Here is a 17,898-nt window from a genome sequence, read left to right as displayed (position 1 = left end):
TATGACAGCTGCAGCTATGCGAGTCGGGGAAGATTTTGCTCGGAGGATGTTAACAAAAAACATGATAGAAACAACCATATAAATCGATTAGAAAGGAGATTACCTCATGGCTATTAATTCTGGAAAACCAATTCTAGTAACAGAAGTTTGTTTACGTGATGGCAGTCACGTCGTTGCTCATCAATTTACTGTTGATCAAGTACGAAATGTAACACGTGCATTAGATGACGCGGGTATGCACTATATTGAAGTAAGTCATGGCGATGGTTTAGGTGGTTCTACAATACAGTATGGTAAATCATTAGTTGATGAAATGTCTTTAATAGAAGCGGCTGTAGATGAATGTGAAAACGCGAAAGTAGCTGTTTTACTCATTCCGGGAATTGGCACTATAAATGAGTTGAAACAAGCAAGTGATTTAGGTGCTCGTTTAGTCAGAATTGCAACTCACGCGACTGAAGCTAATGTATCAGCTCAACATATTAATAAAGCACGGGAACTTGGTATGGAATCATTAGGATTTCTAATGATGGCTCACTCTGTTCCAGTTGAGAAATTAGTGGAGCAGGCTAAATTGATGGAAAGTTATGGAGCAGAGGCTGTTTATGTAACGGACTCAGCAGGTGCTTTACTACCACACGAAGTGCGTGAAAGAATAAAAGCACTTCGAAATTCATTGGATATTGAAGTAGGATTCCATGCGCACAACAATTTATCTGTTGCAGTTGCCAATACTCTTGTTGCAATTGAAGAGGGAGCTACACGAATTGATGGCAGTGTTCGTTGTTTAGGCGCAGGTGCAGGTAATACACAAACCGAGGTCTTGATAGCGGCACTGGATCGTATGAATATAAATTTGGGTATCGATTTATATAAAATGATGGATTTAGCTGAAGATATTGTTGGGCCTCTAATTCCAGGCTCTCAAGAAATTCGGAAAGGTAGTTTAGTTCTTGGCTATGCGGGTGTGTATTCTAGTTTTTTACTACACGCAGAACGAGCTGGAGCGAGATTCGGGGTCGATCCACGCGATATATTAATTGAATTAGGGAAAATGAAGGCAGTCGGTGGACAGGAAGATATGATTCTGGACGTTGCAGCTGAAATAGCAAAAAGAGATAAAGTGAGGGTATAAAAAATGACTCTACTAAAGGATAAAGAGAAAAGTATTATTGATTATTTATATAACGCAGAACGCGATGTAAAAGAAGTTATTAAAGTGACAGACGAATATCCAACACTGACTATTAAGGAAGCTTATGAACTACAAGATGGATTACTTGCACGTAAAAGAGCAGAGAGTGGTTCTAAGTTAATTGGAGTAAAGCTGGGCTTAACAAGTAAAGCGAAGCAAGAAATGATGGGAGTCAATGAAGCAATATATGGGTATTTGCATAGTGACATGCTTTCATTCGAATGGGAAGCTGTTGCATTTTCTGAGCTCATTCATCCGAAAATCGAACCAGAAATTGCTTTTTTAATGGCTGAAGACTTACAAGGAATAAATATCTCAGCTGAAGATGTCATTAATGCAACGAAATATGTGGCACCTGCCCTCGAAATTATAGATAGTCGCTATAAGGATTTCCGATTCACATTGGTTGATGTAGTGGCTGATAATTGTTCATCTGCTAAATTCTTAGTAGGTAGTAATTGGGTTTCGCCGAATTCAATAGATTTGAGCAATATCGGTATGGTAATGTCCAAAAATGGTAAAGTTGAACAAACTGGATCAAGTGCAGCTGTTCTAGGGAATCCTGCAACAGCTATAGCATGGGCAGTAAACGAGCTGGGTGCCCTTGGTAAAGGACTAAAAAAAGGCGATATTATTTTAAGTGGAGCTATGTCAGAAGCTATTGCATTTAACAGAGGGGATTCAGTAATTGCTGAATTTGATGGGTTAGGCAGTGTATCGATGTATTCTAAATAAGATAAGAAAAAATGTATATGAACAAACTATAAAACAAAAGAGAAAAACTCCGATTGCCCCCGGAGTTTTTCTCTTTTAAAAAAGATAAGAAAGTATAAGTTAGAGCTGCACTTTCCAACTTGAAGATTGGTTTTCGTCCACTCACTATAGGTTTTCGACCATTCAACTTGGTTTTTCGTCCACTCGTGTAACGTTTCCGTCCATTCGCTTTTCTTTTCTTAACTAGATTTTTTACCAAGATAAGCTTCAACAATTCTTGCATCTTCTAAAAGATCCTTTGCCTCGCCATTAATAATTACTTTTCCTGTTTCCATTACGTAACCGTAGTCGGCCACTTTTAGTGCTTGTTTTGCGTTTTGCTCTACCAAAAGGACTGTCGTTCCAGCCGCTTTAATTTCTCTTATCATCTTAAAGATATCAKCGACGATTAAAGGAGCCAAGCCCATAGAAGGCTCATCCAATAATAATAGTTTAGGTTTTGAAAGTAATGCTCGAGCGATGGCTAACATTTGTTGTTGCCCTCCTGAAAGGGTTCCACCAAGCTGTTCACTACGTTCTTTTAAAATAGGAAACTGTTCCATTACTTCTTCAATGTCTTTTTTAATGTTTTTATCACTTCGATGATAGGCACCCATTTCTAGGTTTTCCATAACGGTCATGGTTGATAATATTGCTCGGCCTTCAGGGACCAGTGCAATCCCTTTTCTAAGAAGTTGATCGGGTCTAAGTCCTGTGATATTTTCCCCTAAAAATTCAACGGTTCCATGTTTGGGTTTTAGCAAACCAGAAATGGTTTTCATTGTAGTCGATTTTCCAGCGCCATTTGCACCAAGAAGGGTTACAACCTGACCTTGTTCTACTTCAAGACTAACACCTTTGAGTGCTTGGATTTTTCCGTAAAAAGTTTCAATTCCCTTTACTTTAAGCAATTTGATCGTCCTCCTCTGAACCGAGGTATGCTTCAATAACTTCTTGGTTGTTCTGAATTTCTTCAGGCGTTCCTTCTGCAAGTTTTTTACCGAAATTCAACACGGCAATTCTGTCACAAAGTTTCATTACAAAGGGCATATCATGCTCAATTAATAACACGGTTACTCCTCGTTGCTGCACTTTTTTTATTAATTCGAACAAGTTTTCAGTTTCGGTTTCATTCATTCCAGCTGCAGGCTCATCTAGCAATAGCAGGCTTGGGTTACTGGCTAAAGCTCTTGCGATTTCAAGTCTTCTTTGTTGACCGTAAGCTAAATTTTCTGCAATTACATCTTCATAGTTAGACAAGCCAACTAATTCCAATAGCTCTGTTGCTACTTTATGTGTGTTTGCTTCTTCCTTGCGTTGGGATTTTGTGCGAAAAACACTTCTCAAAACTCCAGAGTTACTTCGGCAATGTCCACCTACTAATACATTTTCTAAAACTGACATTTGTGAAAAGAGGCGGATATTTTGGAAGGTACGACAAATCCCTTTATCAGTAATTTTGTGTGGTTTAATACCCGATATCTTTTCTCCATGAAAACTGATTTCCCCAGAAGTCGGAAGAAACATGTTCGTAATAACATTAAACATGGTAGTTTTCCCGGCTCCATTAGGTCCAATAAGACCAAATATTTCACCCTTATTAATTTTGAAAGATACATCGGTTAGAGCGGAGATTCCGCCAAAGTTTTTAGTTATGTTTTTTAGTTCCAGTACCATGGTCGGTCCTCCTTCTAGACTTAATCATGTTTTTAATCCATTTCAGAAGTGACACATCGATAATACCTTGAGGACGGAATGCCATCATTAAGATAAGAATTACACCGTAAATCATATAACGGTATTCACTAATCACGCGCAATGCCTCTGGTAATATCGTCATAAATGTAGCTCCAAAAATGGCTCCCCAAATTACTTCACTACCACCGAACACTGAGAAAATCAATATTTCTATAGCACGATGATATGCAAAATCGGCTGGACTGATATATGCCATAACATGTGCATATAATGCACCCGCAAAGCCAGCTAAAAGAGCTCCTTGAGTAAATGACAACACTTTATAGTAGGTAATGTTTATCCCCATAGACTCTGCAGCTTTTTCATCCATTTTAATCGCTGCGAACGCTCGGCCAACACGGGATTTATTTTGTCTAATGAAGAACCAGATGAGTAAAATATTTATCACGACTAGGAGGATAAGGACCATTAAATAGACAACTTGATTATTTCTTAAGCCAAGCATTTCTGGCTCAAATCCCATAGAAGTTACAGTTTTAAAGAGTTCTCTACCTAGATGTGGAACACCTGATAAACCGACGGCACCTTGCGTAACTGATTCCCAGTTAACAAAGATTACCCGGATGACTTCACCGAAGCCTAGAGTCGCAATTGCTAAATATACGCCAGATAATCTGAGGGCTGGAATACCAATTAGAATTCCAAATATGCCAGCAACTAATGCACCAAGAATAACACCAATGAAAATGGGTAATTCAAAGTGAATCGTTAACAAGGCAGAAGTGTATGCTCCAATCCCCATAAAACCTGCATTTCCTAAAGATAATTGACCTGAAGAAAGAGTTATGTAGATGCTTATTCCTAAAATGATGTTAATCATGATAAAGGAAGCAATTTGTAAATGATATGGATTTAGTAATTCTCCTAACATAACATCACCTTCCTGCCTCAGAGGTATTTTTACCGAAGAGCCCCTGTGGTCTTAATAGAAGAACGAAAATGATTGTAATAAAGGCTACAGCGTCACGATATCCTGAATCCCCATAAGCAACAATCATGGTTTCAGCTACACCCAGAAGTAATCCTCCTGCCATTGCACCTTTGACATTCCCCATACCACCTAAAATGATAATGGCTAATCCCTTAAGTCCCATGGATAGACCCATTTGCGGGTTAACAGAGTTAAACGCCATCCCAACTAAAATCCCAGCAATACCACCAAGTGCAGAAGCAATAATAACAGTGGTCGTTATGGTTCTTTTGGTATTCACACCAAGGAGACTGGCAGTTTCTAAATTTTCCGCAGTAGCACGGAGGGCCTTTCCTGCTTTTGTTTTTGAAAGCCAGTATGAAAGGATCAACATTAACGCAATCGATATGACAAATATCAAAATCTGCACAATGTAAATAGTTATAGAGCCAATCTGAATTTGGATTTCTGCAAAGGAATTTCGAAAAGGATGATTCCCTGCACCAAATATATGGTGGGAAAGATTTTCTAGTAAAATAGATACTCCAATTGTGCTTATTAATGGTGCAAGATGCGAAACACCTTGCTTACCTCGAAGAGGCCGTAACGCAATTCGTTCGAGCATGTAACCTAACATCGCTGTTACTGCGATTGCTGCGATAAACGCAATCCACAATGGTAATCCTAAAACACTGGTAACCAATACTCCGATGAACGCACCGATCATGAAAATCTCACCGTGTGCCATATTAATAATACCAAGTACACCAAATACAAGAGTGAACCCAAGGGCAACGATTGCATAAATGCTTCCTAGTGTTAATCCATTAATTAGTTGCTCTAATAACAAGATATTTCACCCTTTACCTATTAATTTTTAATATTTAATGGGGAGTAGGAACCTTACGTTTATTGAGTAAATGGCAAAAGCAATGTGCTTTTGCCATTTACTATAATTTGGCTTCAATTCACTAAATGTAAGACGCCTAACCCCACTATTTATTACTCGAATAATTGGAACTTGCCTTCTTTAATGATAAGTACAGTTGGTTCCATAACTACATCTCCGACTTTGTCAAAGGAGAATTTACCAAGTACTCCGTCTAAATCTTTTATTTCTGCAAGAGCATCTCGCAGAGCATCACGATCAGCTTCACCAGCATTTTTTAAGCCTTCCTCCATGATATAAAGTGCATCATAAGCTTGTGCTGCAAATTGATCTGGTTTAGCGCCGTATTTCTCTTCATATTTTTTAACAAATTCTTGTACTTTAGGTTCGTCTTTTTCTCCAAACCAAGGTGTTGCAACAATTAGTCCTTCTGAAGCGTCTCCAGCAATTTCAATAACTTGAGGAGAGTTAAAGCCATTTCCGCCTACAAATGGTACATCAATTCCCATTTTTCGTGCTTGATCCATGATTACCGCGCCTTCATTATATAGAGCTGAAGCTAAAATCAAGTCTGGTTTAAGATCCTTAATTTTTGTTAGTTGTGCATTATAATCCGATTGGCCTTTTTGGAAAGTTTCAATCGTTAAAATATCAAGCCCCATGTTTTCTGCTTCTTTTTTCATCGTGTCATAGCCTGATTTTGTGAATAAATCGTCATTTCCGTAAAGGATTGCAACCGTCTTCGCATCATTTGCAGCTACCGCTTTTTCCAAAGCTGCTGGAATCGCTAAAGATTCAGGTAAAGAATTTCTGAATACATAATCTCCAATTTGAGGAATTCCGGCTGCTGTAGTAGAAGTACCCATAATCGGAATACCGTTTAAGTCAGCCTCAGGTCCAACAACATTCATTTCAGTACTTAAAGTAGGTCCTAATAAACCGACAATATCATCATCACTCATTAATTTTTGAGCAACTGTTAGAGCTTGTTCTTGCTTGCCAGCTGAGTCTTCAATTACAAGTTCAATTTTCACATCGCCTTTTTTATTTATTTCATCTAGAGCTAAGTYGAAACCATTTGTGATTGCTTCACCATATGCTGCACCAGGTCCAGATAAGTACGAAATAACCCCGATTTTTGCTGATACTGGTCCACCAGCATTTTTTGAACTGTCTCCACTTGCAGGGAYAGTACCATTGCCACTACATGCTGCTAACAAAATTAGCATAAAAACTGAGATTAATAGATACGATTTTTTAGCAATCTTTCTCATTCTTTGACCCCCAAATATTATTAGAATTTTGTAACTAAACTCTATTAAAAGATATTACTTCAACAAAGTAAAGTAATTTTGCAGAATAATTCGAATTTTAATTATTTTAAAAAAGTAATTGGGAAATACAAGAAACTAAGGAGATATATATAATATAGGGAGCTTTAAGTGTTGATTTTTAGAAGTATAATAGAAAAAATTATAGTAGGAGTTTGAATAAATCAATTAATAAAAAGGGGAAAACCAAAAAGCATCGAAATATATGTATGTAAATAAAAATAACGAGTAATTGCAAAGGTTAAAGCCAGCCACATTTTTTCAAGTAATCGAATTAAAGTGTCAAGACACTTTATATAGAAGGAAAAATTAATTGGTGATAGAAAGGTTATTCAAAGAACTGTAAAAATACATAAGTAAAGAAAGGGATGGATAAATTTGAATATTATTGATTTGCACTGTGATGCGTTATTGAGACTCTATCAAACTCAAGGGGAGATCAAATTTAAAGATGCAAAAGAACTAGAAACGAATAAGGAACGATTGAAAAAAGGAAAGGTTAAAGTTCAAGCTTTTGCACTTTTTGTTTTCCCAGAAGTGAAAGCAGAACAAAAATTTCAAGTAGCCCTTGAACAAATACATTATTTCTACACAGATGTCCTCGGAAATAATCCAGAGATGAAATTAATAAAAGATTGGTCAGATTTTGAAAACTTACAAGATGATGAGATTGGCGCTTTACTAACACTCGAAGGAGTGGATGCAATCGGCAATGATTTACAAAAGCTCTCCATCTTATATCAATTAGGCGTACGATCTGTTGGGCTTACATGGAATAATGCTAATTTAGCGGCAGATGGAGCACAGGAAAAACGTGGAGCAGGATTAACCTCTTTTGGTGAAGAAATCGTTGTGTATAACAATGAACACAAGATATTAACAGACGTTTCTCATTTAAGTGAGAAAGCATTTTGGGATGTGATAAACGTAGCGAAATATCCAATTGCTAGTCATTCAAATTCGAAGGCTATCATGGACCACGTCAGAAACTTATCAGACGAGCAAGCGAAAGCGATGTTTGAAAAGGATGCTATGGTGCACATGGTGTACTGTCCTCAGTTTGTGAAGGACAAGGAGGAAGTTACAATAGATGATTTAATTGAACATATTGAACATTTCTGCTCGCTAGGCGGTGAAAAAAATATTGGCCTCGGTTCAGATTTTGATGGAATCACAAAGAAAATAATGAATTTAGAAGATGCGTCGATGCAGCAGAATCTACTAAATGAACTTTTAAAGCATAACTACTCGGAAGAAATCGTAAAAGGTTTCGCATATGAAAACTTTATGCGTCATCTTCCAAAGTAATAAATGGCAGTTGAAGCTAGTAAGCTTACTGTGCACAAAAGGAGACCAATCTGGAAGAAGCTTTTCCTAGATGGAAAAATTTTTCGGTAACTAACAGTGACATTAGACCGTATTTCACTTTCTCGTATTAGTTGTTCCTTTTTATTGATACGACCATAAAAATGTTTAAAACTCTTGATAAAGGCGATGAAGAATTCAGCTTCTATCAAAATCATAATAGCGTATATGACTAAAAGTAAAAGACCCACTAAAAAAAGCGAATCCAGCCATTTAAATAGACTCCAAGATTGATGTTGCAAAAAAGGTAGGGACAACGAAACCCCCAAAGAAGTGATTGTTAGAATATTTTTAAATTTCATGAGTATACTTTCCTTTCTTCATCTTCTTAAACATTACCATAGGGGAAAAATTTTCAGAAAATTTGAAAATTGAATTGCTTTATATGAAAATAACAATTATGATTGTTAAAAAATGAGAGAAAAATGGGGGCATGAAAATGAGGAAAAAGATTAGAAATTCAGCTTTAACGCTGGGTATGGCAACAGCATTACTATTATCAGGATGTAACTTTAGTAATTCCACAGAAAAAGTAGATGATGATAAGGATAATAAAGTAAATCAAACATTAAATGTCACTGAGCCAGCTGATGTACCTACACTGGATTCTACTAAAGCACATGATGGTATTGCATTTACAGTATTAAATAACGTAAATGAAGGTTTGTATCGCCAAGATGAGAGTAATTTACCTATAAAAGCTTTAGCTACTGAACATAAAGAAAGCGAAGATAAAGTCGTACATACATTTACACTTCGTGATTCTAAATGGAGTAACGGTGAGCCAGTAACAGCAAAAGATTTTGAATTTGCATGGAAACGTGTAATGAAAGACAACAGTCCATACGCGTTCATGTTCGTAACTGCAGGTATTAAAAATGCTGAAGCCATTTTAAATGCAGAAAAAGATGCAGATGAACTTGGAATAAAAGCAATTGATGATAAAACACTTGAAGTAACATTAGAAGCTGCAAATCCATTGTTCCAAACATTGTTAACTTTCCCTACTTTCTTGCCACAAAATCAAAAATTCGTTGAAGAAAAAGGCGATCAATATGCACTTGAAGCTGACGGCATTTTATTCAACGGACCATTCAAACTTGTTGAATGGACACATGAGCAAGGATGGAAATATGAAAAGAACGAAGATTACTGGGATGCAAAAGCAGTTAAGTTGGACAACATCAACGTCTATGTTGTAAAAGATCCATCAACTGGAACGAACTTATATGAGACAGAGAAAGTCGATCGCGTTGAATTAAGTTCTGCTTTAGTCGATCAATACAAAGATGATGAGAACTTCCAAACTTTGAAAGAATCAGGTCTGGTGTTCCTACGTTTCAATCATAATCATCCAGTATTAGGGAACAAAGATGTTCGCAGAGCAATTAATATGGCAATCGATAAAAAAGGCCTTACGGATGTTATTTTAAAAGACGGTTCTTCACCATTAAATGGAGTTGTTCCTGCAGGTTTCTATAACTCTCCGGATAATAAAGATTACCGTGAACTTAACGGAGACTTCAATACAGGTACAGTTAAAGAAGCACAAGAAGCTTGGGCAAAAGGGTTAAAAGAAACGGGTCAAAAAGATGTAACGGTTTCTATTAACATTGCCGATTCAGATGATCAAAAGAAAGTGGCTGAATACATTCAAGCACAACTTGAAGACAATCTTCCAGGATTCAAATTGGAAATTAAGGCTGTTCCATTTGCACAACGTCTAGAAATTGAAAAAGCTATTGAGTATGATTTATCACTATCATCATGGGGCCCAGATTATAGTGACCCGATGACTTATCTAGATATGTGGTTAAAAGGCGGATCTGCTAACCGTATGGATTATTACAATCCGAAAGTAGATGAATTAGTAGCTAAAGCTAGAACAGAATCGGATCTTACAAAACGTTATCAAATGTTGTTAGATCTTGAAAAAATCTTATTAGAAGAGGATGCAGCAATTGCACCACTTTATCAAGAAGGTGAATCTATCCTAATAAGAGAAAAAATTAATGGAGTTCTAGTCCACCCAACTGGTGCTGAGTTTACGTATAAATGGGCTTCTATCAAAGAATAAAGTAGTGGGTTATACAGCTAAAAGTACGAGGGTGTAGCCGAGTTCCGGCACACCCTCGTTTTGAATTTTACGCATCTTAAAGATAAGGGGTGTTCGTATGAAGCGATACCTAGTAAAGCGAATCGGATATATGTTAGTCACTCTTTTTGTCATCGTTACCATCACTTTTTTCCTTATGCAACTTTTACCCGGAACCCCATTTACAAATCCAGAAAAATTAACAGACCAACAAATGACGATTCTCAATGCAAAATATGGACTCGATCAACCAGTTGGGATTCAATACATACGTTACCTTGGGAATCTAGTACAAGGTGATTTAGGATATTCCTTCCAACATGAAGGAAGAACTGTTTCGAGCATGATTAGTGATCGGATTGGTCCTTCTGCTTTTATTGGGTTACAAGCTCTTGTTTTTGGAGCAATCATTGGATTAGTTCTTGGGATTATATCAGCCTTAAAACACAATTCAATTTTTGACTATGGTTCTGTTGCGATCGCCGTTATCGGTATGTCCATTCCTTCTTTCGTTTTTGCAGCATTGCTTCAATATTATGTAGGTGTAAAGCTAGAATGGTTGCCCGTAGCTCTATGGGAAGGATACTCTAGCACGATTTTACCGTCGTTTGCATTATCTGTAACAGTGACAGCAACTGTGGCCAGGTTTATTCGCAGTGAAATGCTAGAGGTACTAGGACAAGATTATGTAATTACAGCGAGAGCTAAAGGAATGACCGAAAATCAAGTTATCATCAAACACGTAATTCGAAATGCACTAATTCCTGTTGTGACCATGTTAGGACCACTTGCAGTATCCATTATGACTGGGACTTTAGTTATTGAAAAAATCTTCTCTGTTCCCGGGCTTGGTGAACAGTTTACACTTTCGATACTAGTTCTCGATTATAGCGTTATTATGGGAATAACGATTTTCTACAGTGCATTATTTATATTTGTAGTCTTTTTAGTCGATATTATTTACGGATTTTTGGATCCCCGAATTACGTATAAAGAGGGGGAATCAGCATGAAAAACTCACAAGAAAAAGAAATTGGACGCAAAGATATCCAAAATCAGAATGCCTATATACCAGAGGAAATTACAGCAGATATGTTTGTAAAGGCACCACTTGATCCGAGAAAGAGTGAGGAAATTGGAACTCCTTCCGTATCTTTCTGGAAAGAAGCATTTCAACGGCTTGCTAAAAATAGAGGATCAATGATTTCATTAGTTTTATTAGTATTATTAATTATTTTGGCCATTATAGGTCCAAGCATGAATGAGTTTACATATCGCGGTCAAAATATTGAACACTCCAATATGCCACCTAAAGTGCAGGGGTTAGAATGGTTAGGTTTTGACGGTAAAGATGCTAAAGGAATCGACCAATATGCAGAGAAGAATGTGAAAACTAACTATTGGTTTGGAACAGATGAATTTGGTCGTGATTTATGGACACGTGTATGGAAAGGTACACAAATTTCTCTTTTCATCGCGGTAGTAGCTGCAGCGCTTGATTTAATTATTGGTGTCATTTACGGGGGAATTTCCTCATTTTATGGGGGCCGAGTCGATAATATTATGCAACGAATAATTGAAGTCCTAGTGGGGATCCCGAACTTAATTGTCATTATCCTCTTTATTCTTATATTAGAACCTGGTATCAAATCGATAATTTTAGCGATGATTATTACGGGGTGGGTTGGAATGGCTCGAGTTGTTCGAGGACAAGTGCTGCAATTGAAAGGTCAAGAGTTTGTGCTAGCTTCAAGAACACTCGGGGCATCTAACCCACGTCTTATATGGAAGCATATTTTACCCAATGTAATGGGGCCAATCATTGTAACAGTAATGTTTACAATTCCAACCGCCATATTCTTTGAAGCCTTTTTAAGCTTTATTGGACTTGGTTTACAGGCACCTCTAGCTTCACTTGGAGTGCTAATTGAAGATGGGTATAAGTCAATGCGTTATTTTTCCTACAAGTTGATTTATCCTGCGATAATTATTAGTACCATTATGATTTGCTTTAACTTACTTGGTGATGGTCTACGAGATGCTCTTGATCCAAAAATGAGAAAATAGGGGAGGGTCCAAGATGAAGAGAAATATACTGACGGTTGATAACTTACATGTGTCATTCAAGACCCAAACCGGAAAAATTACAGCAGTGCGTGGTGTTAACTTTAAGTTGAACAAAGGTGAAACACTAGCGATCGTAGGTGAATCAGGGTCGGGAAAATCCGTTACTGCAAAATCGATTATGCGGTTATTGCCAAAAAATAATACTGAAATCACAAAAGGCGACATTCTGTATGAAGATAGAAGTTTATTAAACATTTCACTTAAAGAAATGACCGAAATACGGGGCTCTGAAATTTCAATGGTTTTCCAAGATCCAATGACATCGTTGAACCCAACGATGAAAATTGGAAAGCAAATCATGGAAGGTTTGCAAAAACATCAAAATTTAACAAAAGAGCAAGCACGGGCGCGTTCGTTGGAAATGTTGAAGCTGGTTGGTATCCCAAGTGCTGAAGCTAGGTTAGAGAATTACCCACACCAGTTTTCAGGTGGAATGCGACAACGTGTTGTCATTGCGATGGCACTTGCTTGTAATCCAAAGGTATTGATTGCAGATGAACCGACAACTGCTCTCGATGTGACCATTCAAGCACAAATTTTAGATTTAATGAAGAACTTACAAAAGAAAATGGATACATCCATTATTTTAATCACTCACGATTTAGGTGTTGTGGCGAATATGGCAGACCGAGTTGCAGTTATGTATGCTGGGAAAATTGTGGAGCAAGGAACACTTGATGAAATCTTCTATAATCCACAACATCCATACACATTAGGACTGTTACAGTCGATGCCTAAGTTAAATGAAGATCGTTCCATTCCTTTATTGCCTATTCCAGGTTCACCTCCTGAATTATCAACACTTGGAGAAGGATGTGCATTTGCGGCAAGATGCCCACACACGATGAAAGTGTGTCATCATTTCACGCCGCAAGATACAGTGATAGAAAATCAACATACAGTGGCATGTTGGCTACAAGATAACCGTACACCAAAGCAATATATACTTGAAACAGTAGATGCGCCTAAGTTATTGTGATATTCAGTGAGCCAAACTTGATTCTTTAAAACAGGGCTAAGTTAAACTATACTGTCGTTTATCGTACATTTGCGCTTGCCGCAAATGTGCTTTTTCGTTTGTTCTTCAATATCAACAGCAATCTTTAACATAGCTTTTCAATAGGCTCAATTAAATTGTGTTTTGAGCCGATTCATTCTTTTTTTATAAAATGCTAAGTTAAAACTATTCTGTTGTTTATCGTACATTTGCGCTAGCCGCACGTTCCGCATGAGCCAACAGGAAGTGGGTCATGAAGGTGTTGCCACAAAGTTTATCGCATTGCATTTTACGACGAGTAACCGCAGGAGCAATTTCTCGCATTGCATTTTGCGACGAGTAACCGCAGGAGCAGGACGTGGCGTTTTTAACCTTCGTTCCTTAGCATGCTAGCCGCAAATGTACTTTTTTATTTGTTTTTCAATATCAACAGCATTCACTAACATAGATTTTCTATTGGCTCAATTAAAGTAATGGAATCTGCGGAGAAACCTCTTCTCCTGCATCGCTACGCTAGCTTCGTCCAAGGCAAATGGAGCCGATTCCCTTTTTATATAAAATGCAAAGTTAAACAATTCTGTTGTTTATCGTCCATTTGCGCTTGCCGCACATTCCGCATGAGCCAACAAGTATGAAAACCACATAMTTGTGGGTCTCATTCTTCACGCTCTTGCGGCTCCTAATGTAAGATCATTATGTACTTGTATTTTGTTCGCAAATAGCCACTTCCTTTATATGTGAATAATTGAAGCTCTACACCAAATAGGTATATGAAAACCTGTTTTGACGCATACTGTTGTGCAGAAAGGGTGACACACGTGGAAGTAGATAATGGTACAAAGGTTAATCTTTCTATATTTATTATGGTAATTATCTTTTTTATATGGTCACTTTATAAGCCCGCAGAATTTTTGACATGGGTAGCAGAGGTTAGCCCGGCCGTTGTCATATTGATTATTATCCTAGTTACCTATAAGAAGTTTCGATTCACAACCCTCTCTTATTTCATAATTGCCTTATTATCAATTCTTACGTTTATCGGTGGTCACTACACATATGAAGAGGTCCCGTTATTTAATTGGATAAAAGATGAATTTCATTTAAATCGCAATGACTATGATAGATTTGGTCATTTCTTGAAAGGTTTAGGTGTGATTGTCGTGAGAGAGATTTTGATAAGAAATACGCCAATAACCAAAGGCACTTGGTTGTTTGCCATCTCAACCAGTATTGTTCTTGCAATTGCAGCTTTGTACGAAATCATTGAATGGCTGAGTACTAAATTACCGAATGCAGGACACACGACTAAAAGTTTTTTAGGGATGCAAGGCGATATATGGGATGCTCAATGGGATATGTCTTGTGCCTTAGTTGGCTCTATCTTGTCGTACCTAGTTTTTTCGAAACTACATAACCGGTTGTTGATAAAACACAATCGCCTCAGTAAGGTCATACCGAAAAAATCGTGAAGATAAACCGTTTCACTTTTAGACGAATTAGAAGAATTCAATATGAGTGAACTAAAAAACTCCCAACCACTTTACCGATGTGGTTCGGGGTTTTTTCAGTATAGTCACGCACTTAACCGTTCTGGTTTTTCCCTAGGAAACATTCGTTCACTTTAAAGAGTGAAATACATGGGAATAAAATTAACAAATAAATTAATTGGCAAGTATACGATTTCAAGGATTTGCATAAGGATTGTTTGATATACTCCAAAAAATCGGCACAGTTTACCGGTTAATTTCAGTAAGTCCTAATAATTCGGACAAGATTCTCCCAAGTATCTACATTCATACATTGAAAATGGAGGTGAAAACAAAATGAATCAAAATTCAACGGTGCCTGTGACAAACACGGAAATCATTAATGATCTTTCGAAAGCGATTAATGGTGAATTTCATGCTATTTATTGCTATGAGTTATTAGCCAAGCAAGCTCCGAATGATGAGTTGAAAAACAGGATCCTGGAAATTAGAAATGATGAAATAAGGCACTATACAATGTTTACTCAGATTTATTATTCATTAACTGGAAATCAACCAACCCCTAAAATCACTCAACAATGTCCGCAAGACTTTAAAAGTGGTGTGCGGGCAGCATTTATAGATGAGCAGGAAACTGTCGATTTTTATCATACGATAGCGAGGAAATACAATAATATCGTCATAAGAGATGCATTTACGCAAGCGTCTGCTGATGAACAGAATCACGCTGTTTGGTATTTATCTTTTATGAATTCATATTAAGTAAGTAATAGCCGGCAATATGCCGGCTATTATGATGCTCAACAATTTCATCCAATTATTCAACTGARTTTCATCATTTATTCAGCCAAGATTGACACACAAAATACCGATTTAGGAAGTATTGTATTATTCACAATTATTTTATCAAGGGGTAGAGTATTGCTTACTCCATCCTTTACTACATAAAAGTTGTTTTTTCAAAGTCTAAATTGTACATTGTCCCCGCCAAAATGCCCGCGTTTCAGTAAAAAAGAGGAAGAGGAAACTTCTCCCCTTCCAACTATTAATTGTCTACTTTATCTGCGAATTCAGTTACCCCTAAACCAGGTGGGACTCCAACTCTGTCCATTTCTAGTCTGTTTTCCCCCAGAGTTACTTTACCATTTTTGGTAGTAACTGCTATGGTGAATCCTAGACTCTTAAGAGTATGGATTGTACCCATATCATACTGACCAAATGGGTAAGCAAAATACTTACTTCCACCTAATATACCTTGACTAGTCTTAATATTCGCGTACACTTCAGCGTCAGTTTTAGTCAATACATGACTCCTATTACTTCCATCTAAGTTGTGTAAATTGTGAGTATGACTTTCATAGCTGTACACGTCACTCATAGTATCCATATCTTGCTGACTTAAGAAATGTAGTCTCTTATGGTCAAAAATAGCAGGCGTTTCTCGAATGCGACTAGTGATGATAAACTGTTCGGCTATAAAACCATGCTGTTTAAGTTTAGGATAGGCATACTTACTTGTGCTTATAATTCCATCATCAAAAGTTATTACTACAGACTTAGCCGGTAGGTTTACACTCTTGTTCAAGTATCTCTCAAGATCATACATGGAAATAGTGGTGTACCCTTGACGAGCTAGATAGTCTATCTGAGCATTAAATTCAGTAGTAGTAACTGTGGTATTAGCTGTTGCAAACGGTGAATCTGCCTTATCTTCTGGAGTTAAGATATGGTGATACATCAATACAGGAATGCCATTATCTGTTTCCACTTCTTCCTTAGCGACATAACCAATACGACCACCTACGTCCACTTTCCAAAAATCACCAAATTGCGATATAACAGGGTATCGGTATTGAGCTTTCAGTTTCGCCATAGGAACCAGTGAACCTGATGTCTTATCAAACACATCTGCATCTACTTTAGTGATTACAGTAGTATTAGAATTTACATAGGACGAATTCACGTTTTGGATAGCCCAAGAAGTAGAACGGAAAACATTACCTTTGTACACATATCCATAGCCATTTCCTAGCTTAACCTGCCACCAGTCCCTCCCAGAGTCTGCGTGGATTACTAATGGTTGGTTGATACGCATAACCGCCATTGGTACTAGTGCACCTGTACGGTTCTCATATACATTTACCAAGTCCCTCAAAGGGACTGCATAGGCTCGAGTAGCAGCACTCGTTTCTTTAGTAGGAACAGTTATGGCTAATCCCGTAATCAGTAGGAAGCATAGTAATTTCTTCAATAATAGCCCCCCTCAAGTATTTTTCAAAAAATTAACACTCTTTCATACAAATTGGAGGAGAAGAGAATAAATTCTCATCTCATATTAAGCATCTGAACGTCTCTTCCGCTGGCACAGAAACAGCGACTGCGAGACAAGCGCTAGTACCCACAGTCATGAAACTGTGGATACAATTGTTTACATGGCTTTCCTGTCCGCGTTTTCCCAGTGTTTTAAAGAAGGGAACGGATCATATGCCCGTTCAATCTGGCCATTGAATTTATACATACCATAGTGAAGATGCGGTGGAAACTTACCTGAAGTCCCTTTTTTCCCATACCCGGAACTTCCCACATAGCCGATGATCCTTCCAGGTTCCACAATATCGCCTTCTTTGACGTCTGCATTAAAATGCGACAAATGGGCGAAGTAATGGTACGTATTATGGATATCACGGATTCCAACACGCCAGCCGCCGAAGTCATTCCAGGCCATTACCTCAATCACGCCATATGTTGTAGATCGAACCGGGACACCATAGGAGGCATACAAATCCGTACCTTCATGCATTCGGCGTCCGCCCCAGCCGCGGCTGGAACCCCATGTACTGCGGTAGCTGTAATCATTTCCGACAGGAAGGGGAAAGGCATGTTGATCCAGGTCTAACGTTTCAAAATATTTGTAAATCTGTGAAATTACCATGATCTGCCTAACAGCTTCATCGAGAACGTAATAATCTTTAAGTGCCTTCTTGAAATCAT

General features: G+C 37.7%; 17 protein-coding genes. 9 read left to right on the top strand and 8 right to left on the bottom strand.

Annotated elements, in window-relative coordinates; all coding sequences use genetic code 11:
• Positions 1 to 106: 106 nt before the first annotated feature.
• Positions 107 to 1,135, top strand: a complete 1,029-nt coding sequence (gene dmpG / locus AC1DOS_RS10175) for a 4-hydroxy-2-oxovalerate aldolase (RefSeq protein WP_477537399.1) — start codon at positions 107 to 109, stop codon at positions 1,133 to 1,135.
• Positions 1,136 to 1,138: 3 nt separating this feature from the next.
• Entirely contained in the window at positions 1,139 to 1,930 is a 792-nt protein-coding gene (locus AC1DOS_RS10170; protein ID WP_477537398.1) for a 2-keto-4-pentenoate hydratase, read from the top strand.
• Between the two features lie 218 nt (positions 1,931 to 2,148).
• Here the strand turns inward: AC1DOS_RS10170 and AC1DOS_RS10165 are convergent, their stop codons facing one another.
• From AC1DOS_RS10165 to AC1DOS_RS10145, 5 genes are all read right to left on the bottom strand, one after another.
• Complete coding sequence (locus AC1DOS_RS10165) at positions 2,149 to 2,859, bottom strand: ABC transporter ATP-binding protein (protein WP_477537397.1); 711 nt, start codon at positions 2,857 to 2,859, stop codon at positions 2,149 to 2,151.
• Positions 2,852 to 3,625 (bottom strand): ABC transporter ATP-binding protein, encoded by a 774-nt coding sequence (locus tag AC1DOS_RS10160; protein WP_108586592.1) that lies wholly within the window; start codon positions 3,623 to 3,625, stop codon positions 2,852 to 2,854. Before AC1DOS_RS10160 ends, AC1DOS_RS10165 begins: the two co-directional genes overlap by 8 nt.
• Positions 3,597 to 4,577, bottom strand: a complete 981-nt coding sequence (locus tag AC1DOS_RS10155; protein WP_477537396.1) for a branched-chain amino acid ABC transporter permease — start codon at positions 4,575 to 4,577, stop codon at positions 3,597 to 3,599. Before AC1DOS_RS10155 ends, AC1DOS_RS10160 begins: the two co-directional genes overlap by 29 nt.
• Positions 4,578 to 4,581: 4 nt before the next feature.
• Complete coding sequence (locus AC1DOS_RS10150; protein WP_477537395.1) at positions 4,582 to 5,466, bottom strand: branched-chain amino acid ABC transporter permease; 885 nt, start codon at positions 5,464 to 5,466, stop codon at positions 4,582 to 4,584.
• A 152-nt stretch (positions 5,467 to 5,618) separates the two neighbouring features.
• Positions 5,619 to 6,779: an ABC transporter substrate-binding protein gene (locus AC1DOS_RS10145; RefSeq protein WP_477537394.1), complete on the bottom strand. Its 1,161-nt coding sequence runs from the start codon at positions 6,777 to 6,779 to the stop codon at positions 5,619 to 5,621.
• Positions 6,780 to 7,214: 435 nt separating this feature from the next.
• Here AC1DOS_RS10145 and AC1DOS_RS10140 point away from each other — a divergent pair, with 435 nt between their 5' ends.
• Complete coding sequence (locus AC1DOS_RS10140; RefSeq protein ID WP_477537393.1) at positions 7,215 to 8,144, top strand: dipeptidase; 930 nt, start codon at positions 7,215 to 7,217, stop codon at positions 8,142 to 8,144.
• Here AC1DOS_RS10140 and AC1DOS_RS10135 read toward each other — a convergent pair.
• Positions 8,129 to 8,503 (bottom strand): DUF3899 domain-containing protein, encoded by a 375-nt coding sequence (locus tag AC1DOS_RS10135; RefSeq protein ID WP_108586587.1) that lies wholly within the window; start codon positions 8,501 to 8,503, stop codon positions 8,129 to 8,131. The genes AC1DOS_RS10140 and AC1DOS_RS10135 overlap by 16 nt on opposite strands.
• Positions 8,504 to 8,640: 137 nt before the next feature.
• Between AC1DOS_RS10135 and AC1DOS_RS10130 the strand changes: the two genes are divergently transcribed.
• The 6 genes from AC1DOS_RS10130 to AC1DOS_RS10105 all read left to right on the top strand — a co-directional run bounded on the left by AC1DOS_RS10130 (position 8,641) and on the right by AC1DOS_RS10105 (position 15,669).
• Positions 8,641 to 10,278: a peptide ABC transporter substrate-binding protein gene (locus AC1DOS_RS10130; protein WP_477537392.1), complete on the top strand. Its 1,638-nt coding sequence runs from the start codon at positions 8,641 to 8,643 to the stop codon at positions 10,276 to 10,278.
• A gap of 97 nt (positions 10,279 to 10,375) precedes the next feature.
• Positions 10,376 to 11,308, top strand: coding sequence for an oligopeptide ABC transporter permease (gene opp3b, locus AC1DOS_RS10125; RefSeq protein WP_108586585.1), 933 nt, complete (start codon positions 10,376 to 10,378; stop codon positions 11,306 to 11,308).
• The gene (opp3C, locus tag AC1DOS_RS10120) at positions 11,305 to 12,363 is read left to right on the top strand and encodes an oligopeptide ABC transporter permease (protein WP_108586584.1); all 1,059 of its coding nucleotides are present in this window, start codon (positions 11,305 to 11,307) and stop codon (positions 12,361 to 12,363) included. Before opp3b ends, opp3C begins: the two co-directional genes overlap by 4 nt.
• Before the next feature lie 13 nt (positions 12,364 to 12,376).
• Positions 12,377 to 13,402, top strand: a complete 1,026-nt coding sequence (locus tag AC1DOS_RS10115; protein ID WP_477537391.1) for an ABC transporter ATP-binding protein — start codon at positions 12,377 to 12,379, stop codon at positions 13,400 to 13,402.
• Positions 13,403 to 14,283: 881 nt separating this feature from the next.
• Complete coding sequence (locus tag AC1DOS_RS10110; RefSeq protein WP_477537400.1) at positions 14,284 to 14,889, top strand: DUF2238 domain-containing protein; 606 nt, start codon at positions 14,284 to 14,286, stop codon at positions 14,887 to 14,889.
• A 354-nt stretch (positions 14,890 to 15,243) separates the two neighbouring features.
• On the top strand, positions 15,244 to 15,669 hold the full coding sequence (locus AC1DOS_RS10105) for a ferritin-like domain-containing protein (protein WP_477537390.1): 426 nt from the start codon (positions 15,244 to 15,246) through the stop codon (positions 15,667 to 15,669).
• Positions 15,670 to 15,952: 283 nt separating this feature from the next.
• Here AC1DOS_RS10105 and AC1DOS_RS10100 read toward each other — a convergent pair whose 3' ends face one another.
• Positions 15,953 to 17,158 carry a polysaccharide deacetylase family protein gene (locus AC1DOS_RS10100; protein WP_477537389.1) on the bottom strand — a complete coding sequence of 402 codons (1,206 nt, stop codon included), beginning with the start codon at positions 17,156 to 17,158 and terminating at the stop codon, positions 15,953 to 15,955.
• 177 nt (positions 17,159 to 17,335) lie between these two features.
• On the bottom strand, positions 17,336 to 17,898 hold a 563-nt coding region (locus tag AC1DOS_RS10095; RefSeq protein WP_477537388.1), incomplete at its 5' end, for a M23 family metallopeptidase.

The organism is Paenisporosarcina sp. P5_A11, assembly GCF_056400705.1.
The sequence above is the reverse complement of the archived record's forward strand: the minus strand, read 5'-3'. Positions and strand labels throughout refer to the sequence as shown.

Coding starts and splice junctions, on each gene's coding strand:
- dmpG (WP_477537399.1), top strand. CDS start 107: ATGGCTATTAATTCTGGAAAACCAATTCTAGTAACAGAAGTTTGTTTA.
- AC1DOS_RS10170 (WP_477537398.1), top strand. CDS start 1,139: ATGACTCTACTAAAGGATAAAGAGAAAAGTATTATTGATTATTTATAT.
- AC1DOS_RS10160 (WP_108586592.1), bottom strand. CDS start 3,625: ATGGTACTGGAACTAAAAAACATAACTAAAAACTTTGGCGGAATCTCC.
- AC1DOS_RS10155 (WP_477537396.1), bottom strand. CDS start 4,577: ATGTTAGGAGAATTACTAAATCCATATCATTTACAAATTGCTTCCTTT.
- AC1DOS_RS10135 (WP_108586587.1), bottom strand. CDS start 8,503: ATGAAATTTAAAAATATTCTAACAATCACTTCTTTGGGGGTTTCGTTG.
- AC1DOS_RS10130 (WP_477537392.1), top strand. CDS start 8,641: ATGAGGAAAAAGATTAGAAATTCAGCTTTAACGCTGGGTATGGCAACA.
- opp3b (WP_108586585.1), top strand. CDS start 10,376: ATGAAGCGATACCTAGTAAAGCGAATCGGATATATGTTAGTCACTCTT.
- opp3C (WP_108586584.1), top strand. CDS start 11,305: ATGAAAAACTCACAAGAAAAAGAAATTGGACGCAAAGATATCCAAAAT.
- AC1DOS_RS10115 (WP_477537391.1), top strand. CDS start 12,377: ATGAAGAGAAATATACTGACGGTTGATAACTTACATGTGTCATTCAAG.
- AC1DOS_RS10110 (WP_477537400.1), top strand. CDS start 14,284: ATGGTAATTATCTTTTTTATATGGTCACTTTATAAGCCCGCAGAATTT.
- AC1DOS_RS10105 (WP_477537390.1), top strand. CDS start 15,244: ATGAATCAAAATTCAACGGTGCCTGTGACAAACACGGAAATCATTAAT.